This is a genomic window from Sphingobium sp. TomTYG65 (assembly GCF_055395525.1).
This window is the reverse complement of sequence record NZ_AP027330.1, coordinates 1,892,280-1,912,803: the sequence shown is the minus strand read 5'-3', so window position 1 is coordinate 1,912,803 and position 20,524 is coordinate 1,892,280. Positions and strand designations below refer to the sequence as shown.

19 protein-coding genes, 1 tRNA gene and 1 pseudogene are annotated in these 20,524 nt (G+C 61.1%); 13 read left to right on the top strand and 8 right to left on the bottom strand.

The features are described 5' to 3' along the window. Positions 1-30: 30 nt before the first annotated feature. Together ACZ5Y5_RS09370 and lipB are read right to left on the bottom strand one after the other, a co-directional pair. Positions 31-324, bottom strand: a complete 294-nt coding sequence (locus ACZ5Y5_RS09370) for a hypothetical protein (protein WP_464808379.1) — start codon at positions 322-324, stop codon at positions 31-33. Between the two features lie 58 nt (positions 325-382). Continuing rightward, positions 383-1,087: a lipoyl(octanoyl) transferase LipB gene (lipB, locus tag ACZ5Y5_RS09365; RefSeq protein ID WP_464808378.1), complete on the bottom strand. Its 705-nt coding sequence runs from the start codon at positions 1,085-1,087 to the stop codon at positions 383-385. A gap of 76 nt (positions 1,088-1,163) precedes the next feature. Between lipB and ACZ5Y5_RS09360 the strand changes: the two genes are divergently transcribed. Next, positions 1,164-1,952, top strand: coding sequence for a DUF7847 domain-containing protein (locus tag ACZ5Y5_RS09360; protein WP_464808377.1), 789 nt, complete (start codon positions 1,164-1,166; stop codon positions 1,950-1,952). Here the strand turns inward: ACZ5Y5_RS09360 and ACZ5Y5_RS09355 are convergent. From ACZ5Y5_RS09355 to ACZ5Y5_RS09345, 3 genes are read right to left on the bottom strand one after another with little or no spacing between them, the layout of a single operon-like run. Continuing rightward, positions 1,934-2,533, bottom strand: a complete 600-nt coding sequence (locus tag ACZ5Y5_RS09355; protein WP_464808376.1) for a GNAT family N-acetyltransferase — start codon at positions 2,531-2,533, stop codon at positions 1,934-1,936. The genes ACZ5Y5_RS09360 and ACZ5Y5_RS09355 overlap by 19 nt on opposite strands. Positions 2,534-2,539: 6 nt before the next feature. Then, on the bottom strand, positions 2,540-3,403 hold the full coding sequence (gene hemF / locus ACZ5Y5_RS09350; RefSeq protein WP_464808375.1) for an oxygen-dependent coproporphyrinogen oxidase: 864 nt from the start codon (positions 3,401-3,403) through the stop codon (positions 2,540-2,542). Continuing rightward, positions 3,400-3,858 (bottom strand): tRNA (cytidine(34)-2'-O)-methyltransferase, encoded by a 459-nt coding sequence (locus tag ACZ5Y5_RS09345; RefSeq protein WP_464808374.1) that lies wholly within the window; start codon positions 3,856-3,858, stop codon positions 3,400-3,402. Before ACZ5Y5_RS09345 ends, hemF begins: the two co-directional genes overlap by 4 nt. 211 nt (positions 3,859-4,069) lie before the next feature. On the opposite strand from ACZ5Y5_RS09345, the gene petA reads away from it, so the two are divergent. The 5 genes from petA (at position 4,070) to ACZ5Y5_RS09320 (ending at position 8,109) form a co-directional block, all read left to right on the top strand. Further along, on the top strand, positions 4,070-4,636 hold the full coding sequence (petA, locus tag ACZ5Y5_RS09340; protein ID WP_464808373.1) for a ubiquinol-cytochrome c reductase iron-sulfur subunit: 567 nt from the start codon (positions 4,070-4,072) through the stop codon (positions 4,634-4,636). A gap of 11 nt (positions 4,637-4,647) precedes the next feature. Then, positions 4,648-5,967, top strand: coding sequence for a cytochrome b (locus tag ACZ5Y5_RS09335; RefSeq protein ID WP_464808372.1), 1,320 nt, complete (start codon positions 4,648-4,650; stop codon positions 5,965-5,967). Positions 5,968-5,984: 17 nt separating this feature from the next. Then, positions 5,985-6,833: a cytochrome c1 gene (locus ACZ5Y5_RS09330; RefSeq protein ID WP_464808371.1), complete on the top strand. Its 849-nt coding sequence runs from the start codon at positions 5,985-5,987 to the stop codon at positions 6,831-6,833. Positions 6,834-6,916: 83 nt separating this feature from the next. Continuing rightward, positions 6,917-7,453: an adenine phosphoribosyltransferase gene (locus tag ACZ5Y5_RS09325; protein WP_464808370.1), complete on the top strand. Its 537-nt coding sequence runs from the start codon at positions 6,917-6,919 to the stop codon at positions 7,451-7,453. A gap of 11 nt (positions 7,454-7,464) precedes the next feature. Further along, positions 7,465-8,109, top strand: a complete 645-nt coding sequence (locus ACZ5Y5_RS09320; RefSeq protein ID WP_464808369.1) for a 5'-methylthioadenosine/S-adenosylhomocysteine nucleosidase — start codon at positions 7,465-7,467, stop codon at positions 8,107-8,109. 711 nt (positions 8,110-8,820) lie between these two features. On the opposite strand, the gene ACZ5Y5_RS09315 is transcribed toward ACZ5Y5_RS09320, so the two are convergent. Beyond that, complete coding sequence (locus ACZ5Y5_RS09315) at positions 8,821-10,362, bottom strand: YfhO family protein (RefSeq protein ID WP_464808368.1); 1,542 nt, start codon at positions 10,360-10,362, stop codon at positions 8,821-8,823. Positions 10,363-10,478: 116 nt separating this feature from the next. Here ACZ5Y5_RS09315 and ACZ5Y5_RS09310 point away from each other — a divergent pair, with 116 nt between their 5' ends. Together ACZ5Y5_RS09310 and ACZ5Y5_RS09305 are read left to right on the top strand one after the other, a co-directional pair. Then, positions 10,479-11,492 (top strand): glycosyltransferase family 2 protein, encoded by a 1,014-nt coding sequence (locus tag ACZ5Y5_RS09310; protein ID WP_464808367.1) that lies wholly within the window; start codon positions 10,479-10,481, stop codon positions 11,490-11,492. After that, entirely contained in the window at positions 11,465-12,190 is a 726-nt protein-coding gene (locus ACZ5Y5_RS09305; protein WP_464808366.1) for a class I SAM-dependent methyltransferase, read from the top strand. Before ACZ5Y5_RS09310 ends, ACZ5Y5_RS09305 begins: the two co-directional genes overlap by 28 nt. Here ACZ5Y5_RS09305 and ACZ5Y5_RS09300 read toward each other — a convergent pair. Then, entirely contained in the window at positions 12,164-13,501 is a 1,338-nt protein-coding gene (locus ACZ5Y5_RS09300) for a hypothetical protein (protein ID WP_464808365.1), read from the bottom strand. The genes ACZ5Y5_RS09305 and ACZ5Y5_RS09300 overlap by 27 nt on opposite strands. 596 nt (positions 13,502-14,097) lie before the next feature. Between ACZ5Y5_RS09300 and ACZ5Y5_RS09295 the strand changes: the two genes are divergently transcribed. Next, positions 14,098-14,171: transfer RNA gene (locus ACZ5Y5_RS09295), tRNA-Gly, on the top strand. A 231-nt stretch (positions 14,172-14,402) separates the two neighbouring features. Here ACZ5Y5_RS09295 and ACZ5Y5_RS09290 read toward each other — a convergent pair. Continuing rightward, positions 14,403-15,116 (bottom strand): annotated as a pseudogene (locus ACZ5Y5_RS09290) (IS256 family transposase); the annotation flags it as partial. 645 nt (positions 15,117-15,761) lie between these two features. On the opposite strand from ACZ5Y5_RS09290, the gene ACZ5Y5_RS09285 reads away from it, so the two are divergent. From ACZ5Y5_RS09285 to ACZ5Y5_RS09270, 4 genes are read left to right on the top strand one after another with little or no spacing between them, the layout of a single operon-like run. After that, on the top strand, positions 15,762-16,946 hold the full coding sequence (locus ACZ5Y5_RS09285; protein ID WP_464808364.1) for a KpsE/RkpR family capsule polysaccharide export protein: 1,185 nt from the start codon (positions 15,762-15,764) through the stop codon (positions 16,944-16,946). Continuing rightward, positions 16,946-17,752 (top strand): ABC transporter permease, encoded by an 807-nt coding sequence (locus tag ACZ5Y5_RS09280; RefSeq protein WP_464808363.1) that lies wholly within the window; start codon positions 16,946-16,948, stop codon positions 17,750-17,752. The genes ACZ5Y5_RS09285 and ACZ5Y5_RS09280 overlap by 1 nt, the downstream gene beginning before the upstream one ends. After that, complete coding sequence (locus ACZ5Y5_RS09275; RefSeq protein ID WP_464808362.1) at positions 17,749-18,408, top strand: ABC transporter ATP-binding protein; 660 nt, start codon at positions 17,749-17,751, stop codon at positions 18,406-18,408. Before ACZ5Y5_RS09280 ends, ACZ5Y5_RS09275 begins: the two co-directional genes overlap by 4 nt. Before the next feature lie 30 nt (positions 18,409-18,438). After that, entirely contained in the window at positions 18,439-20,505 is a 2,067-nt protein-coding gene (locus tag ACZ5Y5_RS09270; RefSeq protein ID WP_464808361.1) for a glycosyltransferase, read from the top strand. Positions 20,506-20,524 lie beyond the last annotated feature (19 nt).

Here is a 20,524-nt window from a genome sequence, read left to right as displayed (position 1 = left end):
CCTGTATTGCGCCTGAACGCCTTGCTCCTTCTATTGATCCGAAAGCACTTCCGTCTCGCCCGGCGTCGCGTTGGCGGCGGGCTCCGCTGCAGGCGTCGCGGCCGCCATGCTGTTGTTGCCGCCCGTGGAGGGCATGGCGGTACTCGGCACTTCGCTCTGCACGCCGTCCAGGTCCGTCATGGCGTCGGTCGTCGTGCCGTCCACGACTTCCAGATCCTTCATCTGCACCGTGTTGCCGGTCTTTTCCCCTTTGCCGCATCCGGCCAGCGCCGTGCAGCCCGCCAGCAACAGGGCGGTAAAGATCATCCTTGCGTTGTCACGCATCCGGGTCTCCCAAACATCCTCATGCCCGGCAGCCCCCCACCCGGCGAAAGCGCAGACCCTAGCGGCCAGCCTCGCATTGCTCAACCCCCGCGCCGCAGCGCCGCAATCGGCTGAGAAAAGCCGGAAAATGCGCGTGAAGCGTGGCGTCCAGAGTGGCCATCGACGCTGTCTTTCCCAGCGCCGCCAGGCTGGTCACCGGATATTCCGCCAGCCCGCACGGCACGATGCCCCCGAAATGCGACAGATCGGGGTCCACATTGATCGAAAAGCCATGCAGCGTCACCCAGCGTCGCACCCGGATGCCGAGAGCGCCGATCTTCGCCTCGCGTCCGTCAAGATCGTCGGTCCAGATGCCGATCCGCCCATCCGCCCGTCGCGCCTCGACGCCCAGGTCCGCCAGCGCATCGATCATCCAGCCTTCCAGATGATGGACGAAGTTGCGCACGTCCTTGCCCCGCGCGCTCAGGTCGATGTTGAGATAGCCGATCCGCTGCCCCGGCCCATGATAGGTATATCGTCCCCCGCGCCCCGCCTCATGCACCGGAAAGCGCGGGTCGATCAGCTCGGCCGGATCGGCGCTGGTCCCGGCAGTATAAAGCGGCGGATGTTCGAGCAGCCACACCCGCTCGCGCGCTTCGCCCGCGAAGATCGCTGCCGCCCGCGCTTCCATGTCGGCAAGCGCCGCAGGATATTCGACAGGCGCTGAGTCCACCCGCCATTCGATCTGCCGGGCGTCAGCGGGAGCAGGGGAGGGCGATGACATGGCGCTTCCTTGACTTGGGCGAGGGGAGCGATCAAGTCTCCTCCGCAATTTTCCGCATGATAATCAGGACGAAGATATGACGGTGATGTCGATCGGCAAGGCATGGGAAGAAGCGGTCGCCTTCGTCGCGCGCGAACGCAGCTTGCTGTTCCCGGTCGCCCTGCTCTTCGTCGCGCTCCCCGGCCTCATCCTGCAGGAGATGACGCCGCCCGAACTCGCCAACTGGACCATGGACAAGAGCGCGCTGCCCGATGTCCCCTTCAGCTTCGGCCTATCGATGCTGATTGGCGTCATCATCATCTGGTTCGGATCGCTCGCCCTGTTCGCGCTGGCGCTGCGGCCGGGTATCAGCGTGGGCGAAGCTCTGCGCTTGAGCCTTTCTCGCCTGCCCGTCCTGCTCGGCACGGCGCTCGCGGTCGTCGGCGCGCTGCTTGCGGTTGCGATCGTCGGGATGATCATCGTGGTCGCCATCTCCTTCGTCGCCAAGGCCGCGAGCGCCGCGCTCGCCATGCTGCTTGGTATTGGCCTGGGCGCCGTGATGCTGTTCGCCAGCGTCCGCCTGCTGCTGCTCAATCCCGTCGTGATCGACGGCAGCGAAGGGGTTGCCGCCTCGCTCCGCCACAGCTGGGCTCTGACGCGCGGCCATTTCTGGCGGCTATTCGGCTTCATCCTGGTGCTGACGCTGCTATCCGCCATCGTCGGATCGGCGGCGCAGGTGATTTTCGGCCTGATCGGACGGCTCATCGCCGGGGCGGAGGGCGCGCGCCTCACCGGCGGGATCGCGGCCGCCATCGTATCGACCGTGGTACAGGTCTATATGCTGGTGATGCTCGCCCGCCTTTATCGTCAGGCAGAGGCGGGCTGATCCAGCAGCGGCACATGCGGCGCGGCGTCCCGGCTTAGCAGCCCCGTCAGCCGCGGATCAGGAAAGACCTCAACTTCGCGCTTGAACGGCACGAAGCCCGCTTGCCTGTAGAAGCCAAGCGCTCCGGGGCTGTCCAACGTGCAGCTATGCACCCAGAAACGGCTCACATCCTTGCGCCATGCCAGCGACTTGGCCTGCGCCATCAGCCACTTGCCGAATCCCTTGCCCGTCAGTTCCGGGATGAAACCAAGGAAGCTCAGCTCACAGTCCGGCAGGAAACGGAAGTCCAGTTCCAGCAAACCCACCTCCACCCCGCGCGGGTCGGTGACCGCGAAAATCTGCACGGCAGGATCATGGATGATCGCCGCCAGCTCCTCGTCGCTCATCACCAGGCGGGAGAACCACAGCCAGGGTTCGCCGACCCGCCGGAACAGCGCGCGATAGGCATCCGGCGCAGGCTGCTTCCACGGCACGAGCCGAAGCGGCGCGGGCGGGATGGGCGCGGGCTTGGGGCGCTCGACCATCTCCAGATGCGTGACGATCGTCGCGATCTGATCATTGGCGACCGGCGTCAGGCTCATGAGGGTTCAGCTCCAGCTCGCCATCGGCGGCAGGCTCATCAGGATCGCGTCGATATTGCCGCCGGTCTTGAGTCCGAACAGCGTTCCCCGGTCATGCACCAGGTTGAACTCCGCATAGCGGCCGCGCCATTCCAGCATCTTGGCGTAATCTTCCTCGCTCCAGCCTTCGTACATCCGCCGCCGCACGATCGGCGGGAAGGCTTTCAGGAAGGCGTCGCCGACCGCGCGGGTGAAGGCGAAATTCGCGTCGAACCCGCTATCGTCCGCACATTCCAAATGGTCGTAGAAAATGCCGCCGACGCCGCGATGCACGCCCCGGTGCGGAATGAAGAAATAGTCGTCGGCCCATGCCTTGAAGCGAGGGTAGTAGTCCGCATCATGTGCGTCACAGGCCGCCTTCAACTCGGCATGGAAATGCGCCGTATCCTCTTCGCGCGGGAGAGGCGGGTTAAGGTCCGCGCCGCCGCCGAACCAGCTTTTGGACGTAACCAGATAGCGGGTGTTCATATGGACGGCGGGCACATGCGGATTGGCCATATGCGCGACCAGGCTGATGCCGGTGGCGAAGAAGGCCGGGTTGTCCGCCGCGCCATGGATGGTCTTGGCGAATTCGGGCGCGAACTCCCCTGAGACGGTTGAGACGTTGACGCCGACCTTCTCGAAAATCTTGCCCTTCATGACGCCGCGCACGCCGCCGCCGCCTTCGCCGGGGGTCAGCGCGGGCGCTTCGCGGTCCCAGGGCGTGTAGAGGAAGGACGCATCGCTTCCCGCTTCCCGCTCGATCGCTTCGAATTCGGCGCAGATGCGGTCGCGCAGCGATTCGAACCAGTTACGGGCGGCTTGTTGCTTGGGATTGAGGGAAACGGTCATTGCGGAAACTGTCCAGTCTGGCGAAGGGCCTCTGCGACGGCGATGCCCGTCGAAACGGCAATGTTCAAGGATCGGAAGCCCGGCGCCATCGGGATTCGCACGCGCAGGTCGGCCATGTCGCGCACCACATCCGGCACGCCCGCGCTTTCCGACCCCATCAGCAATATGTCGTCGCTGTGGAATTTCACCTGCGGCAGCGGTTGCGAGGCATGACTGCTCATCAGCACCAGACGGCGGCCCTGCGCGCGGCGAAGGTCGTCAAATGCCTGGAAATTGGCGTGTCGAGTCACCTCTGCCGCCGCGCCATAATCCATCGCAGCGCGCTTCAGCTTGGCATCGGAAAAGGCGAATCCCATCGGCATGATGATGTCCACGGGCACGGAAAAACAGGCGGCGAGGCGCAATATGGCGCCGACATTCCCCGCAATCTCGGGTTGATAAAGAGCGATACGCATGGCCTGCGCATAATGCAGCAGGGCAAATTGTCATAGCCATGGCCAAATTGCTGTTGGCAAAGAAGCTGCAGTGGGTCTATCAGGCCCGCGAACCACGCCAGGGGGAAAGGCGGGGCCCATATTCTGTGGGCGCCGTGGCTCTCTCGATAATCAGGGCCGGAAACGGCAATGCGGGCGGGTATCAGGGACGTCTTTGCAAGGGTTGAGGTGCATGGCGAGCGTTGAACATACGGACAGCCAAGGTCTATCCGGCGAAGGTGGAGTGCGTCGTCGCGACTTCATCAACATCGCCGCAGTAAGCTTCGCGGGGGTCGGGGCTGTCGCCGTCGTCATTCCGCTCGTCGATCAGATGAACCCCAGCGCGGACGTGCTGGCGCTCGCTTCGACCGAGGTCGATCTGTCCGCGATCCAACCGGGTCAGGCGATCAAGACGACCTTCCGTTCGCAGCCGCTTTTCGTCCGTCACCTGACGGACAAGGAAATCGCCGAAGCCGACAAGGTCGATATCTCCTCGCTGCGCGATCCGCAGACGCTGGAACAGCGCACCGTGGACGGCAAGAAGCAGTGGCTCATCACCATGGGCGTCTGCACCCATCTGGGTTGCGTGCCGCTGGGCGCGGGCGAAGGCGAGAATCGCGGCGAATTCGGCGGCTATTTCTGCCCCTGCCACGGTTCGTCCTACGACACCGCGGCCCGCATCCGCAAAGGCCCTGCGCCTAAGAACCTGGAAGTGCCGAAGTTCAGCTTCACTTCCGACACCGCCATTCTCGTAGGCTGAGGTAAGAAACGATGAGCTTTCCCTGGGCTGAACATTATACTCCCAAGCATCCTGCGATGCAGTGGATCGACGAGAAGCTGCCGCTTCCGCGCCTCGTCTACAACGCCATCGGCGCCGGTTATCCGGTCCCGCGCAACCTCAACTATTTCTGGAACTTCGGTGTTCTCGCCGGCCTCGCGCTGGTGATCCAGATCGTCACCGGCGTGATCATGGCGATGCACTATGGCGCCAACACGCTGGTCGCCTTCGGCACCGTTGAACAGACGATGCGCGACGTGAATGCGGGCTGGTTGATGCGTTATGCGCACGCCAACGGCGCCAGCTTCTTCTTCATCGTCGTCTATCTCCACATCTTCCGTGGCCTTTTCTACGGCTCCTACAAGGCGCCCCGCGAAATGGTCTGGCTGCTCGGCCTCGTCATCTTCCTTCTCATGATGGCCACCGCCTTCATGGGCTATGTGCTTCCCTGGGGGCAGATGTCCTATTGGGGCGCGAAGGTGATCACCGGCCTGTTCGGCGCGATCCCGGTGGTCGGTGAGCCGATCCAGACCTGGCTGCTCGGCGGCTTTGCTCCTGGCAACGCGTCGCTCAACCGCTTCTTCTCGCTGCACTTCCTGCTGCCCTTCGTGATTGCGGCCGTTGTCATTCTGCACATCTGGGCGCTGCATATTCCCGGCTCGTCGAACCCGACCGGCGTGGAAGTGAAGGGTCCGCAGGATACCGTTCCGTTCCATCCCTACTACACGGCGAAGGACGGTTTCGGGGCGGGCGTGTTCCTGATCCTCTTCTCGATCCTGCTGTTCTTCGCGCCGAACTATCTCGGCCACCCGGACAACTATATCGAAGCGAACCCGCTCTCGACGCCTGCGCACATCGTGCCTGAATGGTATTTCTGGCCCTTCTACGCGATCCTGCGTGCGTTCACCGTGGACTTCTTCTTCGTGCCCGCCAAGCTGCTGGGCGTCCTGGCGATGTTCAGCGCGATCCTGATGCTCTTCTTCCTGCCCTGGCTGGATACCTCGCCGGTGCGTTCGGGCAACTATCGCCCGACCTTCAAGAAGTTCTTCTGGATCCTGATCATTGACGTGCTGATCCTGGGCTATTGCGGCGGTGCGCCTGCGGCGGAACCCTATGTGATGATCTCCCAGATTGCGGGTGCCTATTATTTCGCCCACTTCCTGATCATCCTGCCGCTGATCTCGCGCTTCGAACGGCCGCTGCCGTTGCCGGGCTCGATCACGGAATCGGTGCTCAACCGCTATAACATCAAGGGCGAACAGGATGCGCTTCCCGGTATGGGCGCGGATCCGCAGCCGTCGAACGCCGGCTAAAGGGGGACAAGATCAACATGGTTCGCATCGGCGCATTTCTCGTCGGCCTCTTCTTTGCTGGCTGGCTGCTGATCTCCTTCCTTGTGGGCGCTGTGGCCTATGTCTCTGAACCGCCCGCTGCGACGGTTGAGCATGAATTCCACAAGCATCCCAAGGAAGCGGACTTCTCGTTCAACGGCCCGTTCGGCAAGTTCGACCAGGCGCAACTGCAGCGCGGCTTCCAGGTCTTCAAGGAAGTCTGCTCGGCGTGCCACAGCCTGAAGTTCGTCGCTTTCCGCGACCTCAAGGGCATTGGCTACAACGAGGCTGAGATCAAGGCGATCGCCAAGCAGTGGGCGATCAAGACCCCTGACGTTGATCCCAAGACTGGCGAGGCTTCGAGCCGCGAGCCGGTTCCGGCGGATTATTTCCCCAAGCCCTTCGCGAACAATGTCGCGGCAGCTGCGGCGAACAACAATGCGATCCCGCCGGATCTCTCGCTGATGACCAAGGCGCGTCACGACGGTTCGGACTATGTCTATTCGCTGCTGACGGGTTATCAGAACCAGCCTGCGGAACTGCTGAAGCATTTCCCCGACGCCAAGACGCCCAACGGGCTGCACTACAACCCGTACTTCGCCAACCTGAACCTTGCCATGCCGCCGCCACTGACGACGGACGGCCAGGTGACCTACAGCGACGGGACCAAGGCGACGGTTGATCAGATGTCGAAGGACGTTTCGGCCTTCCTGACCTGGACGGCGGAACCGAAGCTTGAAAACCGCCGCCGCGCGGGTCTGGCGACGATCGTGTTCCTCCTGATCGCTACGGCTCTGGCCTATATGTCCTACCAGAATATCTGGGCGGACAAGAAGAAGGCGGCCTGATCAAGGGCTCGGGTAAACCGATGGAAATAGAAGGGGCGCGGTTTCATGACGGAACCGCGCCCCTTTTCTTGTAAGGGGTTTCGATGAGCATCGATGATCTTGCCGCTCTCGTCCGCACCATTCCCGACTTCCCCAAGCCGGGCATTCAGTTCCGCGACATCACGACTCTGCTTGCCGATCCGGCGGGGTTCGCCGACCTGATAGGGCGTCTGGCCGACATCGCCCGTCCCCTTGACGCCGACCTCGTCGCGGGCATCGAAGCGCGCGGTTTCATCCTCGGCGCCGCCCTGGCCCAAGTGCTCGGCCTCGGCTTCGTCCCCATCCGCAAGGCGGGCAAGCTGCCGGGAAGGACCGTCGGGATCGACTACGTCCTCGAATATGGCGCCGACCGCCTTGAAATGCATGAAGGGCAAGTAGGGCAGGGCGCTCGCGTCCTTCTGGTCGACGACCTCATCGCCACCGGGGGCACAGCCCTCGCCGCGGCCCAACTGTTAAGGGAACAGGCCGCCACCGTCCTCCTGGCCCTCTTCGCCATCGACCTCCCCGACCTGGGAGGACGGGCCGCGTTGGAGGCCGACGGTATCGCTACCATGGCCCTCCTCGAATTTTCCGGTAATTGACCATTTCCTTCATGCAATTCCCATCCACCCCACCGCGCTGCGAGACAATCGGCGGAAAAAGCGTCCTGTTCATCATGGCGATCGAAGATGAATATGGCCCACATCTACGATCCCGCTTCACGCCGCTGATGACCGGCGTGGGCCCGGTCGAAGCCGCCATGTCGGTCAGCCTCGCGCTTCAGCAGCTTCACCAGCAGGGGAGTCTCCCGGACCTGGTGGTATCGCTCGGATCAGCTGGATCGCGCACCTGCCAGTTAGGCGAGGTCTATCAGGTCTCCAGCGTCTCCTGGCGCGACATGGACGCTTCCCGCCTGGGCTTTCCCAAGGGCGTAACGCCGTTCCTGAATCACCCCGTAGATTTGCCGCTCCATACGCCCCTGAAAATGCCCACCGCCCGCCTTTCTACCGGCGCGAACATTGTCGGGGGCGAAGAATATGCTCTGCTCGACGCGGACATGGTCGATATGGAAACCTTCGCAATAGCCCGCGCCTGCCAACGCTTCGCGATTCCATTGATGGGCTTGCGAGGCATATCCGACGGGCCCGGCGAGTTGCGGGACATGATGGGCTGGACGCAACTGCTTGCGCTGTTGGATGAAAGGCTCGCTGCGTCCGTGGATTCACTGGTAGCGGAGCTGAACCGATTAACCTGCTGAAATACGACGGGAACACGCCATAGAAACGTCAAAAACGCTGCCTGATTGAACCATCGAGTTTTCGATGAGACCGTGAAAGCTGGAACCTACGATCCCTGCGATGTCAAGGCGGCGGTTCTTGCTCGTTTCTGCGTTCAAAATCAATGGGATAGGAGGGAAGCTGGGAGCGCCTGCCTGGATTCTGCCGAACTCTCTCATAGCGACCTGTCCCACCATTTTAGGATCGCATCTGAATGCCAGTCGGTCAACCATAGAACCAGCGCGGGCTTATATGCAGTTACAGATGAAAACCCCTTTCACCTGTGCTGGAGGCCAGCAGCGGCAGCCTGCGTGACGCGCGACGGAGAAACGGATTGACGCAGCGCGCGCTGAGCAAACGTGTCGGACTGCCGTAGAGCCATGTGTCGAAGATAGAACAGGGCGCTATCGATCTCCAACCTCGAGCCTTGCCGAACTGGCCAGGGCGCTCCATTTGGAAATCCGGTTGGTTTCAAGACCGCTCCTGCCAGCCATCGAAGGTGTGATGTGCCCGGCGCGTCCCGACCCCAGGAACCTGCTCTGACGGTGGATGATGGGGATGACTGAGGTAATACGCTTTCGACATATTGCTGCATGAGCGGCGCGTGGGCACGATCACTGCACTCGAAAGGGGATCGCAGCATCTTCAATTTCGCGGAGGATTATGCTGCCGAGGCCACTGCGGCTACACGTTCAGTTTCCTGCAACTCGTCGCCGCCCCGTCCTCTCGAGAGCTGGCCCATTCCCGAGTTCGGCAAACGACATGGCTAAACGTTTGGAGCATTGGCTCAGGAAAAGCAGAATGCCAGCCACTATGCTGATCGCGAGCCCGATCGTCTCCTGCCAGATCGTCACCCGCTCGATATGGTAGACGCCTGGCCGGGCGTCAAAGTTGATAAGAGGACCCGCATGCCGGACGGGCGCGCCATCGCGCGTCACGCGCCAGATCGGAAATTCAGCCTGATGAACTGTCACGCGCCCGGCTGTCCTGACCGGGATTTCGGTCCCGCGCGGCAAAGCCCGAAACCTTCGCAGATCCGTCCAGCGATATTCCTTCTCCACCAGCGAAATATCGAAGCCTTGAGGCAGATATTCCGGTGCGTCTGGTTTGACCTGGTCGATGCGCGCATAGTCCACGGGATGATTGAGAGCATCCAGCGCCCGGGACGCCATAAGCGCATAGGCAAAAATGAGGAGAGCCGCGCCTCCCGCGAGGGCGATGCGGATGCGGTGTAACGGGCAGGACAGGAGCGCCGTGATGGCGGCAAATTCGACAATACCCATCATTCGCCAGGGAAACTGCGCCTTGTTGAGCAGCGGAATGTCCCAGACGAAGGGCAGAAGACGCACAGCGGCGAGCGCACCGATCACTGTCAACAGGGTCCAGACGGACCGCGCCGGCCAGGCGAGAATGATGAGCGCCAGTGCCGGACCGGTAAACATCGTGAAGTTCGTATTGTAGATCGACCAGTCGGTAGCCCGATAGCCCGGTCCCCAAAGCAGGGCTGTGGAGATATGGTCCTGGAGTGTCGCGGCGGGGAGCAAAAAGAAAGCGGACAGCCCCAGAGCTATCACGCCTGCCGCAGCGCCAGGCAGAAGCACTGAAGGCTCCTGCCAGATGCGCCGGAGCATGAGTGGTCCAATCAGGAACACGCCTGTCAGGACTGCGAGGGGCAAATGGGTGATGATGAGCGCGCCATAGGACAAGGCCAGCAGGAGAAGTCCGCGCCGATGCGGCAGTCGCTCGATGCCCAAGGCAATCAGCGGCAGCCAGACGAGAGCGGCAAATTCCGCGAGGGCGCCTCGCACATGAAAGTTATAGAGATGATAGGGTGCCAGCATATAGAGAATGGCGCCGAGCAGCGGGTAAGTGCCCCGCGCCGATAGCCAGGCGTGCATGGTGAGACCCGAAGCGATCAACAGCAGCAGGCCGGCGCCATTTATCGCCTGAGGCACGGAGAGCCCCAGCGCATGCAGTCCGCCAGATGTCCAATAGGCGAGGGGAGGGTAGAAGTAGAAGGTTGGAGCGCCCAATCCTTCGAAGCTGGTGGGGATCCAGCGCTCATAAAGATGGCCCGCTGCCATCTGCTCTCCGAAATGGCTCGTCCACATATGGTTGTAGAGATGCGAATGCGTGGCCCCAGGGCCCAGAAGCAGGCTGGGCAGCAATGCCGCAATCCCAACAAGGGTCAGGATGACAGAGGGCTTGGTGAGTATTGCACGGAAGCTGGGCATGCTTCCTCATGCCAGCCCATGGTAAATTTTGGCTTTAGCTTTATCCGCCTCATCTTCCGTTAACCATTCTGGCCGATAGCTTGATGTCTGATTTCGTGTGAACCAGGCCAAGACCCATGCGCATCTTGCTGTCGATCATCGTTCCGGTCTTCAACGAACAGGAGAGTATCTCGCTATTCCTGGACGCTGCCCGTCCTGCGGTTGCGACGGCGCTCGACCTGATCGGCCCAGAAGCGCGCGCTGAATTTCTCTTCGTTAATGACGGCAGCACGGACCGGACTGGCGACATATTGACGATCCTTGCTCGTTTGAACCCCGACGTCCGTCACGTCACCCTTTCGCGCAATTTCGGCAAGGAGGCAGCGCTGGCCGCGGGTATCGATCGGGCGAGGGGTGACGCTGTCATCCCGATCGACGTTGATCTTCAGGACCCGCCAGAAGCCATTGTCGACATGGTGCGCCACTGGCTGGCGGGGGCGAAGGTGGTAAATGCGCGGCGCGCCGACCGGTCGAGCGACGACTGGTTCAAGCGTTGGAGCGCGCAGGGCTTCTATCGCCTCATCAACCGCCTTTCCGATCATCCCATCCCTGAGAATGTCGGCGATTTCCGGCTGCTCGATCGCCAGGCGGTCGATGTGATCAAGCAACTCGGCGAGCAGGCACGCTTCACCAAAGGCCTCTTCTCCTGGGTGGGTTTCCGCGTCGCCACCATCGATTATGAGCGTGCGCCTCGTGAGGTCGGAAGCAGCAAGTGGCGCGTCAGCAAGCTCTGGTCGCTCGCCGTTGACGGCATCACCGCCTCGACGACTATGCCGCTGCGCATCTGGTCCTATGTGGGGGGAAGCATCGCGCTAATGGCCTTTGGCTACGCGGCGTTCCTGGTACTGCATACGCTCCTGACCGGGGTGGATACGCCAGGCTATGCCTCGATCATGGTCGCCGTCCTGATGCTGGGTGGCCTCAACCTGATGAGCCTTGGCATCATCGGCGAATATCTGGGCCGCGTTGCGCAAGAAGTGCGCAACAGGCCACTTTATGTCGTGGCTGAGGAAAGCGAGGCGGCCCCGCTGCCCGTCATCCAGCCCCATCCGGAGGAAGAAAAATGGACCGCTCAGCCTATGCGAGCATGAGCGCGCAGGAGCAGGATCACTGGTGGTTCGTCGCTCGCCGCGCCATCATCGACAGCCTGGTCCGCACCCATATTCCGCTGCCTTCCAACCCCCATATCCTGGAAGCGGGCTGTGGCACCGGAGGCAACCTCGCCCTGCTCGCGCAATATGGCGCGCTTGACGCTATGGAATATGATGCCGATGCTCGTGCTGTGGCTATGGCACGCGATCTATGCCGGGTGGAGGCGGGGGCTTTGCCCGACGCGATCGGCTTTGGCGAGAGGCGTTATGATCTGATCGCCCTGCTCGATGTGCTGGAGCATGTTGATGAGGATGAAGCATCGTTGCGCGCCTTGGGGGCGCGGCTGGCATCCAATGGCCGGCTGCTGCTGACCGTTCCGGCTGCGCCTTGGCTGTGGTCGGACCATGACGTGCTGCATCACCACAAGCGCCGCTATAGCCATGATGCCCTGCTGGAAGTGGTCCACGCAGCAGGATTGAAGGTCGAGGTGTCAGGCTATTTCAACAGCTTGCTCTTCCCGCTCGCGGTGGCGCAGCGCTTCGCCCATCAGTTGTTGCGCCGTGACACGCCGCTCGACGCGCATCCTTCGCCACTTGTCAACGCCGCGCTTCAGCGGGTATTCGCGGCAGAGCGGCACTTGCTTGGCCGTATTCCCTTCCCCATGGGTCTGTCACTTTACGCTGTCCTCTCGGCCTGACGGGGCATTGCGGGGATCATAAGGCAGATCCCAAGGCCCGTCCCAGCAGCGGCCCGGTTCGCTTGATGGCGCATGAGCCGGATTTTTGGGTCGGACGAGCGCCGGTACTTTTTCCACAGGAGCCAGATAGGATCCTTTGGGGAAGGCCGCGAAGGTCTGGTCCCATGCCTTGAAGAAGCTGCAGCGCACTTGCGGCGCTGCTGGATAGACCAGTGCACGACGGATCTCGGCAAGGCCGGTGAGGCTGCCGATGGCAAGCACCGCCATGAGCCAGCGTCGCCTCTCCCCCCTTTGCGTTACATGATCGCTGACCATCACCGCGAGCAGGGCCAGCGCCGTGATCGAACCGCGCATCATGAAGTCTGTCGACCAGCCAATCTGGATAAAAGGGATGAGCATCAGCCAGGCGAAGACCAGCCAAAGGCTGTCCCGCCCGAACCGGGTCGATCGGCCAGCGATCGCCAGGGGTATCAGATAGGGTAGTGTTTCAAAGGACTGGAACAGCAGCCATTGGACAAAAGGGATTGGCTGGAAATGAAAGCCCACATCATCCGATGCAGCACCCAGAAAGACGAGCGAGGGTAGGCAGAGGAGAAACGAAGCGGCGGGAACCAGGAAATCGCGCAGGCGAAGCCCACGCGCGGCCAGCGTCTTCACCCCTGCCAGGGCAACGAAGGGCATGGCTCCCATCAGCCCGAGAGGGGACCAGAGCGCGGTCAACGGCAGCAGCGCCAGCCATGGCGCAAGAGGGAGGCGACCCTCCCGCCACAGCATGTAGCCGACCGCGCCGACCCAGCCGGCAATCGCGTGCTGCGGCACCCAGAACAGCAGGGTGATGGTCGAGGAATATTGGATCTCGGCCCAATCTTCCATGTGCCCGGTGAGCATCCCCTGCATGAGCAGGTCGCCGATTGCATCCATGCCGGAGAAGAGGATGAAAATCGTGAGGCCAACCAGGCGTGAGCGACGGTTGCCGAAAAGCTGACTTCCGAGGGCCAATAAGAGAGCCACGAGGGTCGCATTCTGAAGGAGCAGGGCGACATCCGCCGCGCGCGGCCCAACGGCCTTGAAAACCAGCGCCGGCACAAGGAACATGCCGATCGGAGCGCGCAGTAGGTCAGGGTCAGGCCGAGCCGTGTAGACGAACGGCCAGGGATTGATGCCCATGTCGCGCAGAACGGCAAAGCGCACCTGCCAATCCACATTGGCATAGAAGAACCGGCCCTCGCCGCTGAGCACCAGCAAACTTAGCGCAACCAGAAAGCAGGTTAGCAAGGTGCCAAGGCCAATAGCACGACAGTCTTTGGTCATCCGGACGGCGAAGAAGCAAAGCCCGGCAACGACCATGCCCCCCCCAATGTACGCCCAGCCGGGCGCAATATCGAGGAACCGCCAGAGCAGCAGCTGACTGCAACCCAACCAGGTAATCAGAATGGTCCAGATCCATCCCAGCGGTGCAGCTGGGACACACCATCTGCGGCCCGAATAAGGGGGTGAAACAGGGTTGCTTGACGGCTCTGACACTTGAGCCAAGGCTGACGCTTCCCCCATGCGTCGGGCTTAGAGGCTTTTGTCTCAAACGTCGACAAGGAAGGTGATTGGCCGAGGTGGCAAAAATGGACCCTCGCATCCGTAACTGAAGACCAGAAAGATGTAGCAGGATGGCGACTGGCTAATGCGGCCGACCTGGCTAGAATGCTGGACTTGCGGAGTTCGATCCTCGGGCGTCTCAGTTGGTGTGAGCCACTTGCTCCGGAGGGGTCTCGCCCAGCGACACGCTCTGACGTCGGATAACGAAGAAACGGGATTTGAATAGCAAGGCATTGCAGAAAGATTCGGGCGGAGGCTTGATGCTTTGGGGATTGACGACTGCCGTGTAAAACTGGCAGGGCGCTTCCTCCTGACGGGCGGGTATAGCTCAATGGTAGAGCACTAGCCTTCCAAGCTTGTGATGCGGGTTCGATCCCCGCTACCCGCTCCAACAGTCTCAGGCGCGCTGACCCCAACGAACGGTTTGCACGCGCGTTCCAGCTAGGTCACCGACAGCTCTCCTGCAGTCCAGTCGGCCTGTCTTCTGTTAGCTTGCCGATCCACGAAACCGGGAGGCACAGGGACGGTTCCTCTACAACATCGCTGCTGAAGGCGATCGTCCCACCGCATGGTGTAGGTTCGCAGGCATAGTCATAGCGATCTCGGGCTAGAACCGGGTTGATCACGCAGCCAGGGGAGGCAGCGTGACTAACGGATCATCGCCGATTTGGGCGACGCTTTCCAGTTTCATGTAGCGGGCTCGCTGGACCGCCCATTCGTCGTTCTGTTCCAGCAGGATAGCTCCCACGAGGCGGGTGATGGCATCCTCGTTGGGGAAGATGCCGATCACCTCGGTTCGCCGCTTGATTTCGCCGTTAAGGCGCGCGAGCGGATTGGTCGAGTGCAACTTCGTGCGGCGCTGGGGTGGAAAGGACATGTAGGCCAGCACGTCCTGCTCGGCGTCGTCCATCAGTTTGGCCAGCTTGGGCACAGCAGGCCGGAGTTGATCGGCCACCTTGCGCCACTGGAGCTTGGCGGCCTCGGTGGTGTCCTGGGCGTAAGCGGTGGCGGTCAGCGCGGAGACCACCCGGTTCCGGCTCCGCCCGGCATGAGCAGTGGCGTTGCGGGCAAAATGCACGCGGCAGCGCTGCCAGGTCGCGTTCAACACGCGAGAGACGGCTGCCTTGATGCCTTCATGCGCGTCAGAGATGACAAGCTTCACGCCGCGCAGGCCTCGCCGCGCCAGATTGCGCAGGAAGTCGGTCCAAAAGGTTTCAGCCTCCGACGCGCCAATCGCCATGCCCAATACCTCGCGGCGACCATCGCTGTTGACGCCGACCGCGATGGTGACCGCCACCGAGACGATTCGCCCAGCTTGCCGCACCTTAATGTAGGTCGGTGGAGTTGGCGACACGCGCCTTACCTCCTTGCGGCCGTAGGTTTCGTATCGCCTCTCGCCGAACCGGAGGTGCGTCATTCGTCACGTATCCGGCTCTCCAGAAGACACGGTGAAGTCAGGCTTCCGCATCCAGCCAAGGCGATAGCGACACACCGGGGTCCAACCGAGCAGATGTTGCTCGGTCACCCGCAGCCAAGCATGGCGAAGTGCGCGAGGTCGCTCATCTACCCCACATGTCCCGCCATTGATCGTCGGGATTCTCCTTGCTCCACTGGTAAAGTTTGCGCTGAACGCAGAGTACCCAAGCCGCATCGGCCTGATGATCCATGTCCACAGATCACTCCGCCGTCTTGCAAGTCTACCGCCTCCCTGCTTCCCTTCGCCCTGCACGCGGCTTTCCCGCGCTCCTCGGCGGCTATCGATGGCTTATTCTCGCTCCTGGTCATGGTGGGACTCCATTGGAGTTGGTGACGTTGAACATCATCAGCCTCTACATGGCCGTTCAGATCCTCAATGGATTTTGCAGAACCTGCCGCACACTACCTCCCGATTTCGCATCGTCATGGTTGAGGGTCATGGACTTTTCGTGGGTTTTGGATCATGGCGAATGGGAAAACCTCTGTCTGCGCGCAAATGTCATGCATGGACGCGCTATGGAGTCAGCAAGCGAAAAGCAGGCATATGTTACACATCCAGAATCAATTCAACGAATCCTGGGCCAATCACGAGGTGGTTCGAAAAGTGCGGAAGTTGAAGCCGTCTTTTATTGCTCTTGTGATAGTTCCGACGATCCTGTCGATTATCTATTTCGGTTTTCTTGCCACTGATGTGTATGTTACCGAATCTTCTTTTGTTGTCAGGACACCCAAGAAAGAAGTTTCGACGGGTCTTTCCGCCTTGTTTTCAAGTGCGGGTCATCCCTCTGCCGGCGACGAGATTTACGTCGTGGAAGAGTTTATGAACTCGCGCGATGCAGTGGGTGGGTTGAACCGCGATGGCTTCCTGACGAAAGCCTATACCCGTGATTTTATCGATCCTTTTGATAGGTTCCAAGGCGTGCTGGGGGATGGCTCAAAAGAGGAGCTGTTCCGTTATTACAAGAAGCATATATCGGCCTCCTACGACACGGCCAAAGCGGTCACGGTGTTGCGGGTCAAGGCTTACACGCCCGAGGATGCCTATCGTCTTAACGCTCGTCTGCTCGATCTTGGCGAGCAACTGGTCAATAAGCTCAATGAACGCAGCCGTAATGATCTCGTGCGTTATGCCGAGCGCGAAGTCGATGAGGCCAAGACACAGGCCGCCCAGGCAGCAGCAGCCTTGTCCCGCTATCGCAACAATCGCGGCGTGGTCGATCCGGAACGTCAGGCAACCGTTCAGATCCAGTTGATTTCTAAGCTGCAGGACGAACTGATCGCCAATGAAACGCAGCTCGAGCAGTTGCAGCAGTTCACGCCCGACAATCCGCAGGTAGCGGTCGCACGCGAGCGGGTGCGCAGCATACGGCGGCAGATCCAGGAAGAGACCGGCAAGATCGCCGGCAATTCCAGTTCGCTTGCCGGAACTGCGGTCGGTTATGAGCGTGTTTCAATCGAGAATGAGTTCGCAGGCAAACAAATGGCCGCTGCCATGGCGTCCTTGCAGGATGCGAAGAATGAAGCGCGCCGGCAGCAAATTTACTTGGAACGGATCGTTCAGCCCAACAAGCCCGACAAGGCGGTCGAACCCAAGCGGATTAAGGGTATCTTCGCGACGTTGGCATTAGGGCTGGTCTTCTATGCCGTCTTTTCCATGCTTATTGCCGGCGTAAGGGAGCATCGCCAGTAATGGAGGCCTTCACGCGCCGAGGCGCGGGCGACTTGGCCCGGTCTGTCGGGATCCAAAAGCGGGTGGTTTTCGCGCTGCTCATGCGCGAAGCGCTCACCCGCTTCGGGCGGCATAATATTGGTTTCCTCTGGCTGTTCGTCGAGCCGATGCTCTTCACGCTGGGGGTGACGGCGATCTGGACGGCTACCGGCATGGGCCATGGCAGCAACCTCCCGATCGTAGCCTTTGCGGTCACAGGTTATTCCGGCGTTCTGGTATGGCGTAACGTCCCAAACCGCTGCGTCATGGCGATTGAGCCCAACGCCTCGCTTATGTATCACCGCAATGTGCGGGTTATCGATATCTATCTCGCCCGCATCGCATTGGAGGTGATGGGGGCGACCAGCTCTTTCGTGATCCTGACCCTGCTGTTTAGTTTTCTCGGCTGGATGGACCTCCCGGAGGATGTGTTCAAGGTGATCATAGGCTGGCTGATGCTGGCCTGGTTTGGAGCGGCTTTCGGCATTCTTATCGGAACATTGAGCGAGCAGAGCGAACTCATCGAAAAGCTCTGGCACCCCACGGCCTATCTCATTTTCCCCTTTTCCGGGGCCGCCGCGCTCGTCAGCGCCATGCCCAAGGCGCTACAGGACGTCGTGTTGACCTTTCCAATGGTGCACGCCTCGGAATATATGCGCGAGGGCTTTTTTGGGTCGAAGGTGCATGCGATCCATGACCTTACCTATATGTTCGTGATCAATTTATTTCTGACGGCATTTGGGTTGATGCAGGTGCGGGTGGTGGCGAGGAAGGTTATCCCCCAGTGATAGAATTGATTGACGTTTCCAAGGTCTATCCGACTGCGCAGGGGAAGACGACCGTCCTCGAAAAGGCGAATCTTCGCGTCGAGAGAGGCGAGAAGGTTGGCATTCTGGGCCGCAATGGCGCGGGGAAGTCCACTATGATCCGACTGCTGGGGGGGGTGGAGCAGCCAAGCTCGGGGTTCATCCGGCGCGATATGACGGTGTCTTGGCCCCTGGCCTTTGGCGGTGCTTTTCAAAGCACCCTTACCGGGCTGGACAATCTGCGGTTCATCTGCCGCATCTACAATGTCGATTATCGCGACAAGATCGATTATGTTCAGGCTTTCTCCGAACTGGGCCGCTATCTGAACGAGCCGATCAAGAGCTATTCCTCGGGCATGCGCGCTCGACTGGCTTTCGCGATCTCGATGGTGGTGGAGTTCGACTGCTTTCTGATCGATGAGGTCATCGCGGTCGGCGACCAGCGGTTTCATGAAAAATGCCACATTGAACTGTTCGAGAAGCGGGCGGACCGGTCGATCATCATCGTTTCGCATGACGCTCATTATATCCGCGCGCACTGCTCAAAGATCGGCGTCATCTCCGCGGGCAAGCTCACCGTGTTCGACGATATCGATCTGGCGTACGACCATTATAATGAGGTCGCGGGCTATGTCTGATCTGATGGCGGCGCTTCGGTCGGTTTGCGCATGATCGGTATTTTCTCGATCGGTCGCGCGCTGCGTGCCTCGCGACGCGCCAAGCGCACGCTGAGCCGCGCCGATTGGCAGATCGCGGCCGATGCCTGGCATCGTGTTGTCGATAATCTGCCGTTCATTGCACGCGTCTGGGTCCAATATGGACATGCGCTGAGGCGGGCGAACCGGTCGGCGGAGGCTTGCGGCGCCTATCATAAGGCCATCGCTTTGAAACCTGACCTGGTCGGCGCCTGGGTGGGGCTGGGCATCGCCTGGAAGGCGCAGGGCGCCCGCTCTTCGGCGATGGATGCCTTCACCCAAGCGCTGCGCCTGGATCCCACTGCGCTAACGGCGCGCAACGAACTTCTGCTCTATGGCGGGCGCAGTGAGCAGCCCGAACCGACTCATGGTCGACTGGCGATGGCCGACGCGCTGGCGGGGCTTGCGATTTCGCTGCGTGAGACGCGGGACTGGCAGAGAGATTTCACCCAGGCTTCCCTCTTTCCTCTGCAGGATTATGCGCATTTTCGCCGACTGCATTGGGTGCCTGCGCCGGAGGCGGCGGCCGGCATCGACTTCACTGTCCTCATCGATGCCGCTGCGGCGACACCTGTGCAATTGCGAGCGACTGTCCAAAGCCTCCTCAGGCAGACGCACGGCGAATGGCGGGCCCGGATCGACGCGCCGCAAACGCTCAGGGAGCATCCGGTCGGCAGCCTCTGCCATGTGGACCCCCGGATCCGTTTCACGGATGAGGACCGGGAAGAACCGACGGACTGGCTGCTGCTGGTCGAGGCGGGAGCGATCCTTGCGCCCGACGCACTCGACTGGTTCGCCTGGACGGCGAGCGATACCGCCTGTGTCGCTGCTTATTGCGACCATGATCATGTTACGCTCGACTGGAAATATGGCCCGATTTATCATGACCCGGTGCTCCAGCCGGTCTATGACCGCTATTGGTTCGCGGATGAAGAGGTGCGGCCGGCAGCGCTGCTGGTCCGGCGATCGGACGTCGATGGCAAGGTAGATCCCGTACAACTGCTTGCACGCATGTCGTCCCGACCGGTCGCGCATATTCCGCAAATCCTGGCGTCACGGCTTGCGGACGCATCCCCGCCCGGGCCGACCGCCACCCCATTCAGCGATGCAGACGCCAAAGGCGGGGAGGCGCGGATCGCGGTCATCATTCCCACGCGCGACAATGCCGCCTTGCTGTCGGTGTGCGTCCGCAGCTTGATCGACAAGGCGGCCCGGCCGGACCTGCTGGATATCGTCATCGTCAGCAACCGCAGCGCCAAGGCGGAGACCCACGCGCTGCTCGCAAAGCTTAAGCAGGATCCATCCACCACCGTTCTCAATTTCGACGAGCCGTTCAACTGGTCACGCGCCAATAATGTCGCAGTGCGGGAAAGCAGCGCGGAATTGCTGCTCTTTCTCAACGACGACACGGAAATGCTCTCCGATCAGTGGGATTCGTTCGTGCGGACCGACCTTGTCGGATCGCAGCCGGCAGGCGTGGTCGGCGCGCTGCTCTTCTACCCCCAAGGCGGAATCCAGCATGCCGGGGTCGTCATGGGCGTCAATGAAGGGGGTCCGGAACATGAGGCGCGCTGGCAGAGCAATGACGCATGTGGTCCCCTGGCGCGTTGGAAGCGCGTGCGTGCCTGCTCGGCCGTAACGGGCGCCTTCATGGCCATGCCGCGCACTCTCTTCGATCGCTTGGGCGGCTTTGACGAGGCAAATTTCATCATTGCCTATAATGATATCGACATGTGTCTGCGCGCGCGGGAGGCCGGTGACATCGTGCTTTACGATCCACGCATCACGCTCATCCACCATGAATCGATTTCGCGCGGCGCCGATCTGACGAGGGACATGGTCGCCTGGGATTGCGGTGAACTGGAAGCTTTGCACCGGCGGTGGGGCCAGGCGCTCTTTCAGGATCCAGGCTATAATCTTCATTATACCCGGCAGGGCTATCCGTTCGATGGCTATCGCCATCCTGCCGCCGCAGAGGTGCAGGCCCATATTCGCCGCAGCGCGTCTGATTGTCCTTGGGCGGTCAGCCGTGCCGGATGACGAAGAAAATGTCGCAAAA

What these genes read in the sequence shown, in the direction of transcription:
- ACZ5Y5_RS09325 (WP_464808370.1), top strand. Translation starts at nt 6,917, where the DNA reads ATGAGCATCGATGATCTTGCCGCTCTCGTCCGCACCATTCCCGACTTC.
- ACZ5Y5_RS09300 (WP_464808365.1), bottom strand. Translation starts at nt 13,501, where the DNA reads ATGACCAAAGACTGTCGTGCTATTGGCCTTGGCACCTTGCTAACCTGC.
- ACZ5Y5_RS09355 (WP_464808376.1), bottom strand. Translation starts at nt 2,533, where the DNA reads ATGAGCCTGACGCCGGTCGCCAATGATCAGATCGCGACGATCGTCACG.
- ACZ5Y5_RS09330 (WP_464808371.1), top strand. Translation starts at nt 5,985, where the DNA reads ATGGTTCGCATCGGCGCATTTCTCGTCGGCCTCTTCTTTGCTGGCTGG.
- hemF (WP_464808375.1), bottom strand. Translation starts at nt 3,403, where the DNA reads ATGACCGTTTCCCTCAATCCCAAGCAACAAGCCGCCCGTAACTGGTTC.
- ACZ5Y5_RS09345 (WP_464808374.1), bottom strand. Translation starts at nt 3,858, where the DNA reads ATGCGTATCGCTCTTTATCAACCCGAGATTGCGGGGAATGTCGGCGCC.
- ACZ5Y5_RS09270 (WP_464808361.1), top strand. Translation starts at nt 18,439, where the DNA reads ATGATCGGTATTTTCTCGATCGGTCGCGCGCTGCGTGCCTCGCGACGC.
- ACZ5Y5_RS09280 (WP_464808363.1), top strand. Translation starts at nt 16,946, where the DNA reads ATGGAGGCCTTCACGCGCCGAGGCGCGGGCGACTTGGCCCGGTCTGTC.
- ACZ5Y5_RS09315 (WP_464808368.1), bottom strand. Translation starts at nt 10,362, where the DNA reads ATGCCCAGCTTCCGTGCAATACTCACCAAGCCCTCTGTCATCCTGACC.
- ACZ5Y5_RS09310 (WP_464808367.1), top strand. Translation starts at nt 10,479, where the DNA reads ATGCGCATCTTGCTGTCGATCATCGTTCCGGTCTTCAACGAACAGGAG.
- ACZ5Y5_RS09360 (WP_464808377.1), top strand. Translation starts at nt 1,164, where the DNA reads ATGACGGTGATGTCGATCGGCAAGGCATGGGAAGAAGCGGTCGCCTTC.
- ACZ5Y5_RS09370 (WP_464808379.1), bottom strand. Translation starts at nt 324, where the DNA reads ATGCGTGACAACGCAAGGATGATCTTTACCGCCCTGTTGCTGGCGGGC.
- ACZ5Y5_RS09335 (WP_464808372.1), top strand. Translation starts at nt 4,648, where the DNA reads ATGAGCTTTCCCTGGGCTGAACATTATACTCCCAAGCATCCTGCGATG.
- petA (WP_464808373.1), top strand. Translation starts at nt 4,070, where the DNA reads ATGGCGAGCGTTGAACATACGGACAGCCAAGGTCTATCCGGCGAAGGT.
- ACZ5Y5_RS09320 (WP_464808369.1), top strand. Translation starts at nt 7,465, where the DNA reads ATGCAATTCCCATCCACCCCACCGCGCTGCGAGACAATCGGCGGAAAA.
- ACZ5Y5_RS09285 (WP_464808364.1), top strand. Translation starts at nt 15,762, where the DNA reads ATGGACGCGCTATGGAGTCAGCAAGCGAAAAGCAGGCATATGTTACAC.
- ACZ5Y5_RS09305 (WP_464808366.1), top strand. Translation starts at nt 11,465, where the DNA reads ATGGACCGCTCAGCCTATGCGAGCATGAGCGCGCAGGAGCAGGATCAC.
- lipB (WP_464808378.1), bottom strand. Translation starts at nt 1,087, where the DNA reads ATGTCATCGCCCTCCCCTGCTCCCGCTGACGCCCGGCAGATCGAATGG.